Raw genomic sequence first — 17,797 nt, 5'->3', positions numbered from 1 at the left:
GCCGTCAGTCCGCCAGCTCGCGCGCGTACGGCGGCTCCGCGCCCGCTCGCGAGCAGGTGACCGCCGCGGCGCGGGCCGCGAACCGGAGCAGTTCCGTCCAGTCGTCCGGACCCAGCGCGGCCGACGCCTCCGGAGCGAGCGCGTCGCGGGCCGCGAGCCCGTGCAGCAGCGCCGCGTTCACGGTGTCGCCCGCGCCGATGGTGTCGACGACGTCGACCCGTTCGCCCGGCACCGCGTACTCGCCCCCGTCGCGTGTGAACACGGTCAGTCCGTCGCCGCCCCGGGTGACCACGACCGCCACGGGACCCGCCGCCAGCCACTCCCGGGGCGTGCCGCCCAGCCACCGGGCGTCCTCCTCGGACAGCTTGAGCAGCGACACCGAGGGCAGCCAGCTCTTGAACCGTGCCCGGTAGGCGTCCGGGTCGGGGATGAGGCCCGCCCGGATGTTCGGGTCCAGGGCCGTGAACAGGCCCCGTGACGCCGCGTCCCGCATCAGTTCCTCGTAGGCGCTCGCCCCCGGCTCCAGCACCAGCGAGCAGGTTCCGAAGGACACGGCCCGGGTGTCCGGGGGCAGCGCGGCGGGCGCGGCGAAGAGGCGGTCCGCCGTGCCCTCCACATAGAAGGTGTAGGCGGCCGACCCGTGGGCGTCGAGCGTGGCGACGGCGAGAGTCGTCGGCTCCGGGCCGCGCTGCACCGCGGACACGTCCACGCCCGTCCCGCGCAGCCGGTCCAGGAGCGCCTCGCCGAACGCGTCACGGGAGACCCGGGAGCAGAAGGCGGTGGGGGAGCCGAGGCGGCCGAGGGCCACGGCGGTGTTGTACGGGCCGCCGCCGAGCGCCGGTGTCAGGGCGGCCAGTGCGCCGGTGCCCTGCGGTACCAGGTCGATCAGTGCCTCGCCTGCGACGACGATCACGTGGTGGTCCTTTCCGTTGCCCCGGGCGGGGCGTCCTCGGTCGGGTCGGGGCAGCCGCAGGAGGTGCGGTGCGCGAGCGTGCACGGCAGCCGTACGGTCCTCGCGGGCCGCTCCGGGTCCGCCAGGCGCTCCAGGAGCAGCCGGACGGACCGGACGCCGAGTTCCCGGGCGGGCTGGGCGACGGCGGTGAGCCGCGGCTCGAACAGGTCAGCCCAGGCGAAGTCGTCGAAGCAGCACAGCGCGACGTCGCCGGGCACGGACAGGCGGCGGTCGCGCAGGGCGCGCAGCGTGCCGATCGTCATCGCGTTGTTGGCGGTGACCAGCGCGGTCGGGGGAGCGGCGAGGGCGAGCAGGTCCGCGGTGGCCCGTTCGGCGCCGGCCGACTCGGAGTCGCCGTGCGCCACGAGCCGTTCGTCGTACGGCAGTCCGGCGGCCAGGAGGCCGTTCCGGTATCCGGTGATCCGCTCCCGGGTGGTGCTGAACCCGGGGCGGCCGGCCACCAGTCCGATCCGCCGGTGGCCGAGCCCGGCGAGGTGCCGGACCAGCTCCGCCGTCGGTTCCGTGCCGTCGGCGCAGACCTGGTCGAAGTGGGGTGCGGCGTCGGCCGGGACGTCGACGGTCCGGTCCAGGAACACGGTCGGTACGCGGTGGCGCCGCAGATGGGCGACGAGGGCGTGCGGGTCGGCGGAGGGGGCGACGATCACCCCGTCCACGCGGCGTTCGTGCAGGAGCTGGACGACCTGCCGTTCGTGGCCCGGGTCGTCGCGGGGGTCGGAGATGAGCAGGCCGTACCCCTGTTCGACGGCGGCGGCCTCGACGCCCTGGAGGATCTCGGTGAAGTACGGGTTGCTGATCGCCGAGACGGCGAGCCCGAGCGTGCGGGTGCGCGCGGTCACCAGGGACCGCGCGAGGGCGTTGGGGGCGTATCCCAGTTCCTCGATGGCGTTCAGGACGGCCTGGCGGGTGCGCGGCAGGACCGGCCGGGTGTCGTTGAGGACGTGCGAGACGGTCGCCACGGACACGCCCGCGCTCCGCGCGACGTCGGCCATCGTCGTCATGGCGTGTTTCCTCCCCAGCGGCTGCTGGCCGGACCGTATCCCATCCGGCGGGGCACGTAAACGCTTACGTCCCTTGAGGGCAGCGGTCGCTGCACGCTTGGACCCGGTCACGGGGCGCGCCGTCGCGCTCGCTATCGTCGACGTGCCCGGTCCTCACCCGGACCGGAACCCCGCATCCGAACAGTGGAGACAGCCATGTCCGGCCGCCCCGTCCCGAGCCGTCGCACCGTCCTGTACTCGGCGGCCGCCGTGTCCGTCACCGGACTCGGCGCGGCCGCCTGCGGGCCCGGCGGGGAGAGCGGCGTCGCGGCGGCCCCGACCGCGCCTGTCGACCTCGGCGCCGAGAAGGAGGTGGCCCCGGGGAGCGTCAAGCTGTACCGGGACCACAACGTGGTGGTCGGCCGGGACGAGGACGGCGCGCTGAAGGCGTACAGCACGGTCTGCACGCACGCGGGGTGCGCCATCGACCGGCTGGAGGAGGACCGGCTGGTCTGCCCGTGCCACGGCAGCGAGTTCGATCCCCGGACCGGCGAGGTGCTGCACGCCCCGGCCACCGTGCCGCTGGAGGAACTGCGGGTGAAGGCCAGCGGCGGGCGGCTCGTGGCGGGCCCTGGGGCGTAGCCGGAGCGGGCAGGGCACCCGGCCGGTGGGGCGTACGGGGTGCGCGACTGGCGGGGCGTACGGGGTGCGCGGCCGACACGGCGAACGGCATACGCGGCCGACGCCGGCCCCGTCGAGGGGGGCGCTCAGCCCCACTCCCATCCGATCCCCACCACTCCGGGCCGCACCCGGGGCTCCACCAGGTGCACGGAGTGGTGGCGACCGCTGAGGGCCAGTTCACGGCGTCCGCCGCGGGGGCCCGTCGCCGACGGCTGGGTGAAACGGTGGCACCGCGCGGGGAGCGCCGCCGGATCGAACCGCACCTGGAGCGCGTACTGCCCGCCCGTCGAGTCGAACGTCCGTACGTACTCGCCGGACCCCTGCGCCGTGCCGTCCTCGACGGCGTAGCGGAAGAGGCAGGTGTCACCGGCCCGCAGCCGCACGTCGAACAGCAGCTCCGCCACCAGCACTCCCGTGTCGTGGTGCCGGCGGACCCGGCCGGTGCGGCAGTTCTCCAGCGCGTGCACGGCCATACGTTCCGGAGCGCACCCCGGGTCGCCGTGGTGGACGGCGACGAAGCGGTCGACGCCGTCGCGGCGGGCCCGCACGATGAGGTGCTCCTCGCGGCCCGACAGCTCGCGGCGCGGGCCGATCCGGACCCGTTCGTGGTGCCCGACGGTGTCCAGCCCGCCGCCCGGCGGATGGCCCAGCTCGGCCAGGAACCGGTCCACCACACCGGAGGCCACCGCACACGCGTGGTACGCGCGGGCCGCCGCGCGCTGCGCCGACGCCGGTCCGTCGTCCCCGGCGAGGAGCCTCAGCAGCGACTCCGCGGGCAGCTGGAGTATCTCCTCCAGGGCCCGGACCGCGCGCAGCGACTCCGGGCGCTGCGGACGCCGGGCGCCCTGCTGCCAGTAGCTCAGGCTGGTGACGCCCACCCGCACGCCGTGCCGCGAGAGGTGGTGCTGCACCCGTTGCAGCGGCAGTCCGCGGGCGGCGATCGCGGCACGCAGCGCGACGTGGAAGGGCCCACCGCGCAGGACGGAGTCGAGCTCCGCGGCGACGTCCGCGTGCTGTGTGGCGTGCGGCATGCAGAAGCCTCTCTGTGACGGTTCACCACGGCCGCCGGGGCCGTTCCGGCACGCATCGGCCAGGGGGTGCCCCCGGTGCGGCGCGGGCCCCGCGCATTCGTGCGCCGCGCGGCGGGGTCCGGAGTTCCCCCGCATTGAAGCGTCTCGGCCCAGCTCCGACAACACCTTCGGCCGGACGACGGCCGAACTCCGGCCCTCGCCGCCCGTGGGCCTGGTCCCCGCTGCCCGTGGCCCCTCCCTCGCCGCCCGTGGCCCGGCTCCCGCCGCCGGTGGCCCGGCAGCCGCCGTTTCGTGGCGCACGCCGGCGTCGTCCACAGGCCCCGCGACCGTTGTCCACAGGCCCGACGGTCTGTCGGTCCCCGCCAGTAGGGTGTGAGTCATGGCCGACCCCTCCAGCTACCGCCCCAGTCCGGGACAGATCCCGGACTCTCCCGGGGTGTACAGGTTCCGAGACGAGCACCGCCGGGTGATCTACGTCGGAAAGGCGAAAAGCCTGCGCCAGCGCCTGGCGAACTACTTCCAGGATCTGGCGAACCTGCACCCGCGCACCCGCTCCATGGTCACCACGGCCGCGTCCGTGGAGTGGACGGTGGTGTCCACGGAGGTCGAGGCGCTCCAGCTGGAGTACTCCTGGATCAAGGAGTACGACCCCCGGTTCAACGTCAAGTACCGCGACGACAAGAGCTACCCCTACCTCGCCGTGACGATGAACGAGGAGTTCCCGCGCGTGCAGGTGATGCGTGGCCACAAGAAGAAGGGCGTGCGCTACTTCGGCCCCTACGCGCACGCGTGGGCGATCCGCGACACGGTCGACCTCATGCTGCGCGTCTTCCCGGTCCGCACCTGTTCGGCGGGCGTCTTCAAGAACGCCGCCCGCACCGGCCGTCCCTGCCTCCTCGGCTACATCGGCAAGTGCTCCGCGCCCTGCGTCGGCCGGATCACCCCCGACGACCACTGGGACCTGGCTGACGAGTTCTGCGACTTCATGGCCGGCCGCACGGGCACCTATCTGCGGCGCCTGGAGCGGCAGATGGCCGAGGCGGCCGACGAGATGGAGTACGAGCGGGCGGCCCGGCTGCGCGACGACATCGGCGCCCTGAAGAAGGCCATGGAGAAGAACGCGGTCGTGCTCGCCGACGCGACCGACGCCGACCTGATCGCCGTCGCCGAGGACGAGCTGGAGGCGGCCGTCCAGATCTTCCACGTACGCGGCGGACGCGTGCGCGGCCAGCGTGGCTGGGTGACGGACAAGGTCGAGGAGATCACCACCGGCGCCCTCGTCGAGCACGCCCTGCAGCAGCTGTACGGCGAGGAGACCGGCGACGCCGTCCCCAAGGAGGTGCTGGTCCCGGCGCTGCCCGATCCGCTGGACCCGGTGCAGCAGTGGCTGACCGACCGGCGCGGCTCCGGGGTCTCCCTGCGCATCCCGCAGCGCGGCGACAAGCGGGCCCTGATGGAGACGGTGCAGCGCAACGCCCAGCAGGCACTCGTCCTGCACAAGACGAAGCGGGCCTCCGACCTGACCACGCGCTCACGGGCCCTGGAGGAGATCGCCGACGCTCTCGGGCTGGACAGCGCGCCGCTGCGCGTCGAGTGCTACGACATCTCCCACCTCCAGGGCGACGACGTCGTGGCCTCCATGGTCGTCTTCGAGGACGGACTCGCCCGTAAGAGCGAATACCGCCGCTTCCAGATCAAGGGTTTCCGTGGACAGGACGACGTCCGTTCCATGCATGAGGTGATCACCCGCCGCTTCCGGCGCTACCTCTCCGAGAAGGAGAGGACGGGGGAGTGGGCGGAGGCATCCGGCGACGGGCAGGCTGTCGCCGGCGGACCGGTGCCCGGCGGTCCGTCCGGGACCGCGCCCGCTCCCGGCGGTGAGATCTTCGCCGACGGCACTCCGGTGGACGCCGCCGGGCCGGGACTCAAGGACGACGACGGCCGTCCCAAGCGCTTCGCCTATCCGCCGCAGCTCGTCGTCGTCGACGGCGGGCAGCCCCAGGTCGCGGCCGCCCAGCGGGCCCTCGACGAGTTGGGCATCGACGACATCGCCGTGTGCGGCCTGGCCAAGCGGCTGGAGGAGGTCTGGCTGCCCGGCGACGACGACCCGGTCGTGCTGCCGCGCACCAGCGAGGGCCTCTACCTGCTCCAGCGGGTCCGCGACGAGGCCCACCGCTTCGCGATCACCTACCAGCGCGCCAAGCGTGCCAAGCGCTTCCGTGCCGGCCCCCTGGACGACGTGCCCGGTCTCGGCGAGACCCGCAAGCAGGCCCTGGTCAAACACTTCGGTTCCGTGAAGAAGCTGCGGTCCGCCACCATCGAACAGATCTGCGAGGTGCCCGGCATAGGCCGCAAGACGGCCGAGACCGTCGCCGCGGTACTCGCCGGCGCGGCCCCGGGCGCACCGGCCGTGAACACGGCGACCGGAGAGATCATGGATGACGAGGACGTGGCGCCCGAGACCCCGGAGACGGCCGGGACCCCTGAGACAGCCGAGGCTCCGGGGACGGCCGGGACGACAGAGACAGCCGGGACGGCGAAGACGGCCGAGATCCCGGACACAGCCGAGACCCCGGACACAGCCGGGACGGCAGAGACAGCCGGGACCCCGGACACAGCCGAGCCCCCGGACACAGCCGGGACGACAGAGACGGCCGGAACGACAGAAACGTCCGGGGCGGCGGAGACAGCTCAGACGTCCGGGGCGGCCGAGGCGGCCGGGGCGGCCGAGGCGAGGGCGGACGTCCCGGGGGAGCCCGTGTCCGCGGGTTCCCCGAACGAACGACGGGGGCAGGAGACATGACCGAGCAGGACCCGAGCCAGGAAGAACACCCAGCGCAGAGCCAGCTCGCGCACAAGAACACCGGCGAGGATGACCGGCGGGACACACGCCAGGAAGACGGAGCACAGGTGAGTACGGGCAGCGAGCCGACCGGGGTCCCCGAAGCGGCCATCCCCGAGCTGGTGATCATCTCCGGTATGTCCGGAGCGGGGCGGTCGACGGCGGCCAAGTGTCTGGAGGACCTCGGCTGGTTCGTCGTGGACAACCTCCCGCCCGCGCTGATCCCCACCATGGTCGAGCTGGGCGCCCGCTCGCAGGGCAACGTCGCCCGGATCGCGGTCGTGGTCGACGTCCGCGGACGCCGCTTCTTCGACAACCTGCGCGAGTCGCTGGCCGACCTCGACGCCCGCGGCGTCACCCGGCGCATCGTCTTCCTGGAGTCCTCGGACGAGGCCCTGGTGCGGCGCTTCGAGTCGGTGCGCCGCCCGCACCCCCTCCAGGGCGACGGACGCATCGTCGACGGCATCGCCGCCGAGCGCGAACTGCTGCGCGAACTGCGCGGCGACGCCGACCTGGTGATCGACACCTCCAGCCTCAACGTGCACGAGCTGCGCGCCAAGATGGACGCCCAGTTCGCCGGCGACGAGGAGCCGGAACTGCGCGCCACCGTCATGTCGTTCGGCTTCAAGTACGGGCTGCCGGTCGACGCCGACCTGGTGGCGGACATGCGGTTCCTGCCCAACCCGCACTGGGTCCCGGAGCTGCGTCCGTTCACCGGCCTCAACGAGGAGGTGTCGGCGTACGTACTGAACCAGCCGGGGGCCAAGGAGTTCCTCGACCGCTACGCCGAGCTGCTCCAGCTCGTCGCCGCGGGCTACCGTCGTGAGGGCAAGCGCTATGTGACCATCGCCGTCGGCTGCACCGGCGGCAAGCACCGCTCCGTCGCCATGTCGGAGAAGCTCGCCGCCCGGCTCGCCGCCGAGGGTGTGGAGACGGTGGTCGTGCACAGGGACATGGGACGGGAATGACAGGACGTACTCCGCGGCTGAGCCGGCTCGGCAGACTCGGCCGGGCGGTGCCCGAGGGACGCGGCAGCCGCCCCGTAGAGGGCCGTGCCGGTCGTCCGGTCGAGGCCCGCGGCGGCAAGCCGCGCCGTCGAGGCGCCCAGCCCAGGGTCGTCGCGCTCGGCGGGGGCATGGGCCTCTCCGCGTCGCTCGCCGCGCTGCGCCGGATCACCGGTGCCCTCACAGCCGTCGTGACGGTGGCCGACGACGGCGGGTCCAGCGGCAGGCTCCGTGACGAGCTGGGCGTGCTGCCGCCCGGCGACCTGCGCAAGGCACTGGCCGCGCTCTGCGGCGACGACGACTGGGGGCAGACCTGGGCCCGCGTCATCCAGCACCGTTTCCAGTCCAAGGGTGAGCTGCACGAACACGCGGTCGGCAATCTGCTGATCGTCGCCCTGTGGGAGCAGCTCGGTGATCACGTCCAGGCCCTCGACCTGGTCGGCAAGCTGCTCGGCGCGCACGGGCGGGTGCTGCCGATGTCCGCGGTGCCGCTGGAGCTCCAGGCCCTGGTCAGGGGGCACGACCCGGACCGGCCCGAGGACGTGGACACCGTCCGCGGACAGGCGACGGTGGCGCTGACGCCCGGCGAGGTGCAGTCGGTGCACCTGGTGCCGGCCGACCCGCCGGCCGTTCCCGAGGCGGTCGAGGCGGTGCTCGACGCCGACTGGGTGGTGCTCGGCCCCGGCTCCTGGTTCTCGTCGGTCATCCCGCACCTGCTCGTGCCGGATCTGCTGGACGCGCTCACGCAGACGAAGGCCCGCCGGGTGCTCTCGCTGAACCTCGCTCCGCAGCCCGGAGAAACAGAGGGCTTCTCCCCGCAGCGTCATTTGGAGGTTTTGGGACGACACGCCCCTAAACTCGCCCTGGACGTGGTGCTGGCCGACGAGGCCGCCGTGCCCGACCGTGACTCGCTCACCGAAGCCGCGAAACGGTTCGGCGCCGCGGTCGAACTGGCTCCGGTCGCCCGGACCGACGGGACCCCGAGGCACGACCCGGAGCTGCTGGCCGCCGCGTACGACCGTATTTTTCGGATGCATGGAAGGATCGGCCCATGGCGATGACGGCAGCGGTGAAGAATGAGATCTCCCATCTTCCCGTCACCCGTACCTGCTGCAGGAAGGCGGAGGTCTCCGCCGTCCTGCGGTTCGCCGGCGGCCTCCACCTGGTGAGCGGGCGCATTGTGATCGAGGCGGAGCTGGACACCGCGATGGCGGCGCGACGGCTCAAGCGGGACATTCTGGAGATCTTCGGCCACAGTTCGGAACTGATCGTGATGGCTCCGGGCGGGCTGCGCCGGGGCTCTCGGTACGTCGTGCGGGTGGTCGCGGGCGGTGACCAGCTGGCCCGTCAGACGGGTCTGGTCGACGGCCGCGGCCGTCCGATCCGGGGGCTCCCCCCGCAGGTGGTCTCGGGGGCCACCTGCGACGCGGAGGCCGCCTGGCGCGGGGCGTTCCTGGCGCACGGTTCACTGACCGAGCCCGGCCGTTCGTCCTCCCTGGAGGTGACCTGCCCCGGCCCGGAGGCCGCGCTCGCCCTCGTCGGCGCCGCCCGCCGGCTGTCGATCGCCGCCAAGGCCCGCGAGGTGCGCGGCGTGGACCGGGTCGTGGTCCGCGACGGCGACGCGATCGGGGCGCTGCTGACGCGGCTCGGCGCGCACGACTCGGTGCTGGCGTGGGAGGAGCGGCGGATGCGGCGGGAGGTCCGTGCCACGGCCAACCGGCTGGCCAACTTCGACGACGCGAACCTGCGGCGCTCCGCGCGGGCCGCGGTCGCCGCCGGGGCGCGGGTCCAGCGTGCGCTGGAGATCCTCGCCGACGACGTTCCCGAGCACCTCGCCGCCGCCGGGCGGCTGCGGATGGAGCACAAGCAGGCCTCGCTGGAGGAGCTGGGCGCTCTGGCCGATCCGCCGCTGACCAAGGACGCGGTGGCCGGCCGTATCCGGCGGTTGCTGGCCATGGCCGACAAGCGGGCGTCGGATCTCGGTATTCCGGGCACGGAGGCGAATCTGTCGGACGAGCACGACCACGAGCATGACCAGGATCTGGCCGACCATTTCGTGGGGTGACCTTTTCGTGGGGTGACCTTCTAATGGGTTGACCTTCTCCGTGGGGTGATCTCCTCGGCTGCGGGTTCGTCGTGGCCGGTCGCGCAGTTCCCCGCGCCCCTCACCGGCGGCACGGTGACCGCCCCGAAAGGGGCGCGGGGAACGGCGCGCTCAGCCACGGACAACCTCCACCCAAGCCCCCACCCGACACCCCCCACCCGACACCCTCCATCCGCCCCCCCCACCCCACCCCACCCGCCACACACAACCCCCCTCCGTACAGGAGGGGCGATACGTGTCGTGATGCCGCTCTTGACTCGATCATGGTCTGTCATGAGCCTGGCAACCTGTTCGCCGCTGTGGCGGACCACCGCTAGGGGGGTTCATGAGACACGGACGATCCGGACGATCCGAAGGACCCGGAAGACCCGGAGGAACCGGACGACACAGAGCGAGATCGATCCTCGCTGTCGGCACGCTCCTGATCGGCGGAGCCAGCTTCGCACCCATCGCCCAGGCGCAACCCGGCGCCACTGCCCCGGACCCGCAGGAAGTGAAGGTCTTCCGCGCCGAGATCACCCAGCAGCAGGTCCCCCTGCTGCTGGCGGCCGGCCAGGACGGTCACGAACTCGGCGAGCAGATCCCCGACAAGGGCACCGGCTCCGTCGAGGTGTACCTCACCGAACGACAGGCCGAAGACCTGGAGGACCAGGGCGTCGACCTCACCGAGCACACCCTCTCCGACCGTGCCGAGAAGCGCGTCGAGGCCGCCGCCGACGGGGTGTTCCGCCCGTACAGCGGCAGCGGCGGGCTGCAGGAGGAGATCCTGCGGACCGCCCAGGAGAACCCCGGCCTCACGAAGGTCGTCTCCATCGGCAAGACCGTCAAGGGCCAGGACATCCTCGCGCTGAAGCTCACCAAGGGCGCGAAGACGTCGAAGGACGGGTCCAAGCCGTCGGTGCTGTACGCGTCCAACCAGCACGCCCGTGAATGGATCACCCCGGAGATGACCCGGCGGCTGATGCACCACTACCTGGACAGCTACAAGACCGACCAGCGCGTCAAGAAGATCGTCGACTCCACCGAGCTGTGGTTCCTGCTGTCGGCCAACCCCGACGGCTACGACTACACCTTCGAGTCCGCCGACAACCGCCTGTGGCGCAAGAACCTCCGCGACGTCAACGGCGACGGCGCCATCTCCACCGGCGACGGCGTCGACCTCAACCGCAACTTCTCCTACAAGTGGGGCTACGACGACGAGGGTTCGTCCCCCAACCCCACCAGCCAGACCTACCGCGGCGCGAGCCCCGGCTCCGAGCCCGAGACCCAGGCCCTTGACGCCTTCGAGAAGCGGATCGGCTTCACGTACGGCATCAACTACCACTCCGCCGCCGAACTGCTGCTCTACGGCGTCGGCTGGCAGGTGGCCACCGACACCCCCGACGACGTCCTCTACCGGGCGCTCGCCGGGACGCCGGACAACTCCGCGATCCCCGGCTACCGCCCGCAGGTCTCCTCGGAGCTGTACACCACCAACGGCGAGGCGGACGGCCACGCCGCGAACGTCAACGGCATGGCGATGTTCACCCCCGAGATGTCGACCTGCCAGACCGCGTCGAACATCGACCCCGCCGACGAGTGGAACGCGAGCGACTGCCAGTCGGTCTTCAACTTCCCCGACGACGAGAGGCTGATCCAGCAGGAGTTCGAGAAGAACGTCCCCTTCGCGCTCTCCGTCGCCGAGAGCGCCCCCAAGCCCGACCGGCCCGTCTCCTCGGTCGGTCTGGAGGCCGCGGACTTCACCCCGAAGACGTTCACCACGTCGTACTCCCGCGGCGCCGACCAGGAAGTCGCGGTCGTCGCCCGCAAGTCGGTGCGCGACAAGGAACTGAAGTACCGCGTCAACGGCGGCCGCACCCTCGACATGGCGCTCAAGCCCTGGAAGGGCGGCGAGACCTACGGCGGTGAGGACAACCTCTACTTCGACGAGTACCGGGCGAAGGTGAAGGACGGCGGGCCCGGCGACACCGTCGAGGTCTGGTTCACCGGCGAGACCAAGCAGGGCGAGGCCGTCTCCAGCGAGCACTTCACCTACACGATCGCCGAACGGCCCAAGGCGGACGTCCTCGTCGTCGCCGAGGAGGGCGCGACCGCCACCCAGGCCCAGACGTACGTAGACGCGCTCAAGGCCAACGGCGAACGGGCCGTCGTCTGGGACGTCGCCGCACAGGGCGCGCCCGACGCGCTCGGCGTCCTCTCCCACTTCGGCACGGTCGTCCACTACACCGGCGCCGCCACCCCCGGCAACGCCACCCAGCTCCAGCTCCGCGCCCACCTCAACGAGGGCGGCAAGCTGGTCGAGGCCGGCGAACAGGCCGGCGGCAGCGTCGACCTCGGCGGCGGCAACCTGTCGAACGACTTCAGCCAGTACTACCTGGGTGCCTACACCCGCACCGCCACCTCCGGCGCCACCGCCTTCACCGGCTCCGGCGACCTCGACGGCACCGGCGGCCCGCTCGGCGCCGCGCCCGGCAACCCGCTGGACCGGGCCGGCACCTACAGCGTCACCTCGGACGAGCTGCCGGTCGAGACGTACCCGCAGTTCGCGAGCGAGGGCGCGGGACAGTTCGCCGGGACGGTCAACCCGTACGGGCCGTACGCGGGCGAGTGGATGGTCGCGGCCGTCCACACCGACGACGGCTGGAAGCGCCTCACCCGAACCGTCGACCTCACCGGCACCACCGCCGCGCAGGCGCCCGCACTCCGCACCCAGCTGCTGTGGGACACCGAGGAGGGGTACGACAACGTGATCGTCGAGGCCCGCACAGCGGGCGGCGACGACTGGACCACGCTCCCCGAGGCCGGCGGCGCCAGCGGCACCGCGGTACCGGCGGAGTGCGGCGCCGGCTACTACATCGCCGAGCACCCCTGGCTGGAGCACTACCTCACCCTCACCGACGACGGCTGCGCCGCGACCGGCACCTCCGGGGCGTGGAACAGCCTCACCGGCTCCTCCGGCGGCTGGCGGCAGGTCTCCTTCGACCTGAGTGCCTACGCCGGGAAGAACGTCGAGGTGTCCATCAGCTACGTCACCGACCCGGGCTCCGGCGGCCGCGGCGTCCTGGCCGACGAGGCCTCCCTCGTCGTCGGCGGCACGGCGACCGAGACCGAGGGCTTCGAGACGTCGCTGGGCGCCTGGTCGGTCCCCGGACCGCCCCCGGGCAGCCCGGCCGTCCTGCGGGACTGGACGCGCACCGGCACGCTCTTCCAGACCTACGGCGCCGTCACCACCGACGACACCGTGCTGCTGGGCTTCGGACTGGAGCACCTGACCGAGGCGGCCGACCGCGCGGAACTCCTCGGCAAGGCACTGAGCGCCCTGGAGGGGTGACACGGAAGACGCCCCGGAGGGGTGACGAACCAGAACAAAGCAGGTTGAGACGCGGGCCGTGGCTCTGTAACGAAATCAGGTGATCGGTCCCCCGCTCAGATGGCGTCCCGTACCCCTACCGGTGGGTACGGGACGCCGTCCCGTGTACGGCCCTCTCGATGTCACCCCGGAGGCGTCGGAGAGGTAGGGTCGGAGGCGGTCGGGGACATCCCATACAGCTCGTCGGCGTCGAGCCGCCGACGTACCAACGAGGAGATCGGTTCGTGACGATCCGCGTAGGCATCAACGGCTTTGGCCGCATCGGTCGTAACTACTTCCGCGCGCTGCTGGAGCAGGGTGCTGACATCGAGATCGTGGCTGTCAACGACCTGGGTGACACCGCGACCACCGCGCACCTGCTCAAGTACGACACCATCCTCGGCCGCCTCAAGGCCGAGGTGTCGCACACCGCCGACACCATCACCGTCGACGGCCACACCATCAAGGTGCTCTCCGAGCGCAACCCCGCCGACATCCCGTGGGGCGAGCTGGGCGTCGACGTCGTCGTCGAGTCCACCGGCATCTTCACCAAGAAGGCCGACGCCGAGAAGCACATCGCCGGCGGCGCCAAGAAGGTCCTCATCTCGGCTCCGGCCAAGGACGAGGACATCACCATCGTGATGGGCGTCAACCAGGACAAGTACGACCCGGCGAACCACCACGTCATCTCCAACGCCTCCTGCACCACCAACTGTGTGGCGCCGATGGCCAAGGTCCTCGACGAGAACTTCGGCATCGTCAAGGGTCTGATGACGACGGTGCACGCGTACACGAACGACCAGCGCATCCTTGACTTCCCGCACAAGGACCTGCGCCGCGCCCGTGCCGCCGCCGAGAACATCATCCCGACCACCACCGGTGCCGCCAAGGCCACCGCGCTGGTCCTCCCGCAGCTCAAGGGCAAGCTGGACGGCATCGCCATGCGCGTCCCGGTCCCGACCGGCTCCGCCACCGACCTGGTCGTCACTCTCCAGCGCGAGGTCACCAAGGACGAGGTCAACGCCGCGTTCAAGAAGGCCGCCGACGACGGCGACCTCAAGGGCTACCTGACCTACACCGAGGACGAGATCGTCTCCTCGGACATCGTCAGCGACCCGTCGTCCTGCACCTTCGACGCCTCCCTGACCATGGTCCAGGAGGGCAACACGGTGAAGATCCTCGGCTGGTACGACAACGAGTGGGGCTACTCCAACCGCCTCGTCGACCTCACGGTCTTCGTCGGCAACCAGCTCTGATCGCCGAAGCAGGCATCTCGGTGCGCTAGCAGGGCTCGGACGGCGCGCACGCCGTCCGAGCCCTGCGGCGCGTCCGGTACGACCGGCTCTCGCGGGTACGACCGGCCCTCGTAGGATCACGAGCGATCAACAGCCCCAGGAGTTGCTGCATGAAGACGATCGACGAACTGCTCTCCGAAGGCGTCGCGGGCAAGCGCGTCTTCGTCCGCGCCGACCTGAACGTCCCGCTGGACGGCACCACCATCACCGACGACGGCCGCATCCGCGCGGTGCTGCCCACCGTCAAGGCCCTGGCCGAGGCGGGCGCGCGCGTCGTCGTCGCCTCGCACCTGGGCCGCCCCAAGGGCGCGCCGGACCCGGCCTTCTCCCTGGCGCCCGCCGCCGCCCGCCTCGGTGAGCTGCTCGGCACCGACGTCGCCTTCGCCGAGGACACGGTCGGCACCGCCGCCGAGACCACCGTGAGCGGCCTCGCGGACGGTCAGGTCGCGGTCATCGAGAACCTGCGCTTCAACGCCGGCGAGACCTCCAAGGACGACGCCGAGCGCGCCGCCTTCGCCGACAGGCTGGCCGGCCTCGCCGACGTCTACGTGGGTGACGGCTTCGGCGCGGTGCACCGCAAGCACGCCTCCGTCTTCGACCTGCCGAAGCGGCTGCCGCACTACGCCGGCTACCTCATCGCCACCGAGGTCGGCGTCCTGAAGAAGCTCACCGACGACGTCAAGCGCCCCTACGTCGTCGCGCTCGGCGGCGCCAAGGTCTCCGACAAACTCGCCGTCATCGACCAGCTCCTCGGCAAGGCCGACCGCCTCCTCATCGGCGGCGGCATGGCCTACACCTTCCTCAAGGCCCAGGGCCACGAGGTCGGCATCTCCCTCCTCCAGGAGGACCAGATCCCGGCGGTCAAGGAGTACATCGAGCGCGCCGAGAAGAACGGCGTGGAGCTGGTGCTCCCCGTCGACGTGCTGGTGGCCGGAGAGTTCCCGGACCTCAAGACCAAGGCCCCGGCCAACCCCTCGACCGTCGCCGCGGACGCGATCCCCGCCGACCAGGAGGGCCTGGACATCGGTCCGGAGACCCGCAAGCTGTACGCCTCGAAGCTCGCCGACGCCGGAACCGTCTTCTGGAACGGCCCCATGGGCGTCTTCGAGCACCCCGACTACGCCGAGGGCACCAAAGCGGTCGCCCAGGCGCTCGTCGACGCCCCGGGCTTCACCGTGGTCGGCGGCGGCGACTCCGCCGCGGCCGTCCGTACGCTCGGCTTCGACGAAAAGGCATTCGGCCACATCTCGACCGGTGGCGGCGCCTCCCTCGAATACCTTGAGGGCAAGACGCTTCCCGGTCTCGCCGCACTGGAGGACTGACCCTCGATGAGCAGTACCCGCACGCCGCTGATGGCGGGCAACTGGAAGATGAACCTCAACCACCTGGAGGCCATCGCCCACGTCCAGAAGCTCGCCTTCGCCCTGGCCGACAAGGACTACGACGCCGTCGAGGTCGCGGTCCTGCCGCCCTTCACCGACCTGCGCTCGGTGCAGACCCTGGTCGACGGCGACAAGCTGAAGATCAAGTACGGCGCCCAGGACATCTCCGCCCACGACGGCGGTGCCTACACCGGCGAGATCTCCGGCCCGATGCTGGCCAAGCTGAAGTGCGCCTACGTGGCGGTCGGCCACTCGGAGCGCCGGCAGTACCACGCCGAGACCGACGAGCTGGTCAACGCCAAGGTCAAGGCCGCGTACAAGAACGGCCTCACCCCGATTCTGTGCGTCGGCGAGGAGCTGGAGGTCCGCGACGCGGGCAACCACGTCTCCCACACCCTCGCCCAGGTCGAGGGCGGTCTGAAGGACCTCCCGGCCGAGCAGGCCGAGACCGTCGTGATCGCCTACGAGCCCGTGTGGGCCATCGGCACCGGCAAGGTCTGCGGCGCCGAGGACGCGCAGGAGGTCTGCGCGGCCATCCGTGGCAAGATCGCCGAGCTGTACTCCCAGGAGCTGGCCGACAAGGTCCGCATCCAGTACGGCGGCTCCGTGAAGTCGGGCAACGTCGCCGAGATCATGGCGCAGGCCGACATCGACGGCGCCCTGGTCGGCGGTGCCTCGCTGGACGCGGACGAGTTCGTCAAGATCGTCCGTTTTCGCGACCAGTGAGCGGACGCCGGGCGCCGGGCAGTGAGTAGGCGCTAGCGGCGATCCGTCGTACCCTGGCGGGGTCCGGCACCAGGCCGGGCCCCGCGTCGTTCATCCGTTTCCGAGGAAGTTGGTCCAGCCGTGGTTTTGGGGTTCTCGATCGCCCTGATCGTCTTCAGCCTGCTGCTGATGCTGCTGGTGCTGATGCACAAGGGCAAGGGCGGCGGTCTGTCCGACATGTTCGGTGGCGGCATGCAGTCGTCCGTCGGCGGCTCCTCGGTCGCCGAGCGCAACCTCGACCGGATCACCGTGGTGATCGGTGTGCTGTGGTTCGCGTGCATCATCGTGCTCGCCCTTCTCATGAAGACGAACAGCTGACGGAGACGAACAGCTGACGGAGACGGACAGCTGATGACGAGCAGCTGATACGGACCGGACCGCGCCACGCACTTCGCAGTTCTTCACGTAACGCCCCATGTTCGGTACGCGCCTCTGTGTGCGGCCTATCATGGGGCTTGCGTCTTGTTGGGGGGCGGGTAACTCCCATCACTGGACGCGCGTTGGGCCTTACGTAGACTGAGGCGCTCGCAGCGAAGCGAAACGCCGACTCGCTTTGCGGCACCATCACGCAGGGAGTTACGACCGTGGCAAGTGGCAACGCGATCCGGGGAAGCCGGGTCGGAGCGGGGCCGATGGGCGAGGCCGAGCGCGGCGAGTCCGCCCCGCGCCTGCGCATCTCCTTCTGGTGTTCCAACGGGCACGAGACACAGCCGAGCTTCGCCAGCGACGCGCAGGTGCCGGACACCTGGGACTGTCCGCGCTGCGGCTTCCCGGCCGGACAGGACCGGGACAACCCGCCGGACCCTCCGCGCACCGAGCCCTACAAGACGCATCTGGCGTATGTGCGCGAGCGCCGCAGTGACGCCGACGGCGAGGCGATCCTCGCCGAGGCGCTCGCCAAACTGCGGGGCGAGATCTAGGAGTTGGAACCGGCCGGGTACCCACAAGGTGCCCGGCCGGGGCCGTTCGCGACCGGCCGGCCCACCGGCCGCGTCCGCATCCGCTCCATTAGGTTGGGCGGTATGAACGCTGACGGCCGTACCAGGCTCAACCAGACGCCCGAATGGACCGCGCTGGCCAAGCACCGCGAGGAGCTGGGCGAGACGCACATGCGCGAGCTGTTCGCCACCGACCCGGGGCGCGGCACCGGCTACACCCTCCGCGTGGGCGATCTGTACGTCGACTACTCCAAGCACCTCGTCACCGACGAGACCCTCCGCCTGCTGCGCGACCTGGCCGCCGCGACCGACGTGTTCGGGCTGCGGGACGCCATGTTCCGGGGCGAGCGGATCAACGTGACCGAGGACCGCGCGGTGCTGCACACCGCGCTGCGCGCCCCGGCCGACGCGGTGATCGAGGTCGACGGCGAGAACGTCGTCCCGCAGGTCCACGCG

14 protein-coding genes and 1 pseudogene are annotated in these 17,797 nt (G+C 71.5%); 12 read left to right on the top strand and 3 right to left on the bottom strand.

Annotation, left to right across the window (positions count from 1 at the left end; all coding sequences use genetic code 11):
* Positions 1 to 4 precede the first annotated feature (4 nt).
* Together UW392_RS00255 and UW392_RS00250 are read right to left on the bottom strand one after the other, a co-directional pair.
* Entirely contained in the window at positions 5 to 913 is a 909-nt protein-coding gene (locus UW392_RS00255) for a carbohydrate kinase (RefSeq protein WP_320772747.1), read from the bottom strand.
* Positions 910 to 1,971: a LacI family DNA-binding transcriptional regulator gene (locus tag UW392_RS00250; RefSeq protein ID WP_320772746.1), complete on the bottom strand. Its 1,062-nt coding sequence runs from the start codon at positions 1,969 to 1,971 to the stop codon at positions 910 to 912. Before UW392_RS00250 ends, UW392_RS00255 begins: the two co-directional genes overlap by 4 nt.
* A gap of 195 nt (positions 1,972 to 2,166) precedes the next feature.
* Between UW392_RS00250 and UW392_RS00245 the strand changes: the two genes are divergently transcribed.
* Positions 2,167 to 2,592 (top strand): ubiquinol-cytochrome c reductase iron-sulfur subunit, encoded by a 426-nt coding sequence (locus UW392_RS00245; protein WP_320772745.1) that lies wholly within the window; start codon positions 2,167 to 2,169, stop codon positions 2,590 to 2,592.
* Positions 2,593 to 2,717: 125 nt separating this feature from the next.
* Here UW392_RS00245 and UW392_RS00240 read toward each other — a convergent pair whose 3' ends face one another.
* On the bottom strand, positions 2,718 to 3,662 hold the full coding sequence (locus tag UW392_RS00240) for a hypothetical protein (RefSeq protein WP_320772744.1): 945 nt from the start codon (positions 3,660 to 3,662) through the stop codon (positions 2,718 to 2,720).
* Between the two features lie 379 nt (positions 3,663 to 4,041).
* Here UW392_RS00240 and uvrC point away from each other — a divergent pair, with 379 nt between their 5' ends.
* The 11 genes and pseudogenes from uvrC to UW392_RS00185 all read left to right on the top strand — a co-directional run.
* The gene (uvrC, locus tag UW392_RS00235; RefSeq protein ID WP_320772743.1) at positions 4,042 to 6,465 is read left to right on the top strand and encodes an excinuclease ABC subunit UvrC; all 2,424 of its coding nucleotides are present in this window, start codon (positions 4,042 to 4,044) and stop codon (positions 6,463 to 6,465) included.
* Positions 6,462 to 7,472: an RNase adapter RapZ gene (gene rapZ / locus UW392_RS00230; protein WP_320772742.1), complete on the top strand. Its 1,011-nt coding sequence runs from the start codon at positions 6,462 to 6,464 to the stop codon at positions 7,470 to 7,472. The genes uvrC and rapZ overlap by 4 nt, the downstream gene beginning before the upstream one ends.
* On the top strand, positions 7,469 to 8,569 hold the full coding sequence (locus tag UW392_RS00225; protein WP_320772741.1) for a uridine diphosphate-N-acetylglucosamine-binding protein YvcK: 1,101 nt from the start codon (positions 7,469 to 7,471) through the stop codon (positions 8,567 to 8,569). The genes rapZ and UW392_RS00225 overlap by 4 nt, the downstream gene beginning before the upstream one ends.
* Positions 8,560 to 9,573 (top strand): DNA-binding protein WhiA, encoded by a 1,014-nt coding sequence (whiA, locus tag UW392_RS00220; protein WP_320772740.1) that lies wholly within the window; start codon positions 8,560 to 8,562, stop codon positions 9,571 to 9,573. The genes UW392_RS00225 and whiA overlap by 10 nt, the downstream gene beginning before the upstream one ends.
* 364 nt (positions 9,574 to 9,937) lie before the next feature.
* A complete protein-coding gene (locus tag UW392_RS00215) occupies positions 9,938 to 12,943 on the top strand; it encodes a M14 family metallopeptidase (RefSeq protein ID WP_320772739.1) in 3,006 nt (1,001 codons plus the stop codon).
* Positions 12,944 to 13,206: 263 nt separating this feature from the next.
* Entirely contained in the window at positions 13,207 to 14,217 is a 1,011-nt protein-coding gene (gene gap, locus UW392_RS00210) for a type I glyceraldehyde-3-phosphate dehydrogenase (RefSeq protein ID WP_320772738.1), read from the top strand.
* Positions 14,218 to 14,366: 149 nt separating this feature from the next.
* Complete coding sequence (locus UW392_RS00205; RefSeq protein ID WP_320772737.1) at positions 14,367 to 15,578, top strand: phosphoglycerate kinase; 1,212 nt, start codon at positions 14,367 to 14,369, stop codon at positions 15,576 to 15,578.
* Positions 15,579 to 15,584: 6 nt separating this feature from the next.
* Positions 15,585 to 16,364, top strand: coding sequence for a triose-phosphate isomerase (gene tpiA, locus UW392_RS00200; protein ID WP_320772736.1), 780 nt, complete (start codon positions 15,585 to 15,587; stop codon positions 16,362 to 16,364).
* A gap of 126 nt (positions 16,365 to 16,490) precedes the next feature.
* Positions 16,491 to 16,721 (top strand): preprotein translocase subunit SecG, encoded by a 231-nt coding sequence (gene secG, locus UW392_RS00195; RefSeq protein ID WP_320772784.1) that lies wholly within the window; start codon positions 16,491 to 16,493, stop codon positions 16,719 to 16,721.
* A gap of 266 nt (positions 16,722 to 16,987) precedes the next feature.
* Complete coding sequence (locus tag UW392_RS00190) at positions 16,988 to 17,323, top strand: RNA polymerase-binding protein RbpA (protein WP_003957010.1); 336 nt, start codon at positions 16,988 to 16,990, stop codon at positions 17,321 to 17,323.
* Positions 17,324 to 17,425: 102 nt separating this feature from the next.
* A pseudogene (locus UW392_RS00185) lies at positions 17,426 to 17,797 on the top strand (glucose-6-phosphate isomerase); the annotation flags it as partial.

The organism is Streptomyces sp. CRN 30 (genome assembly GCF_034105845.1).
This window is presented reverse-complemented; position numbering and strand designations above follow the sequence as displayed.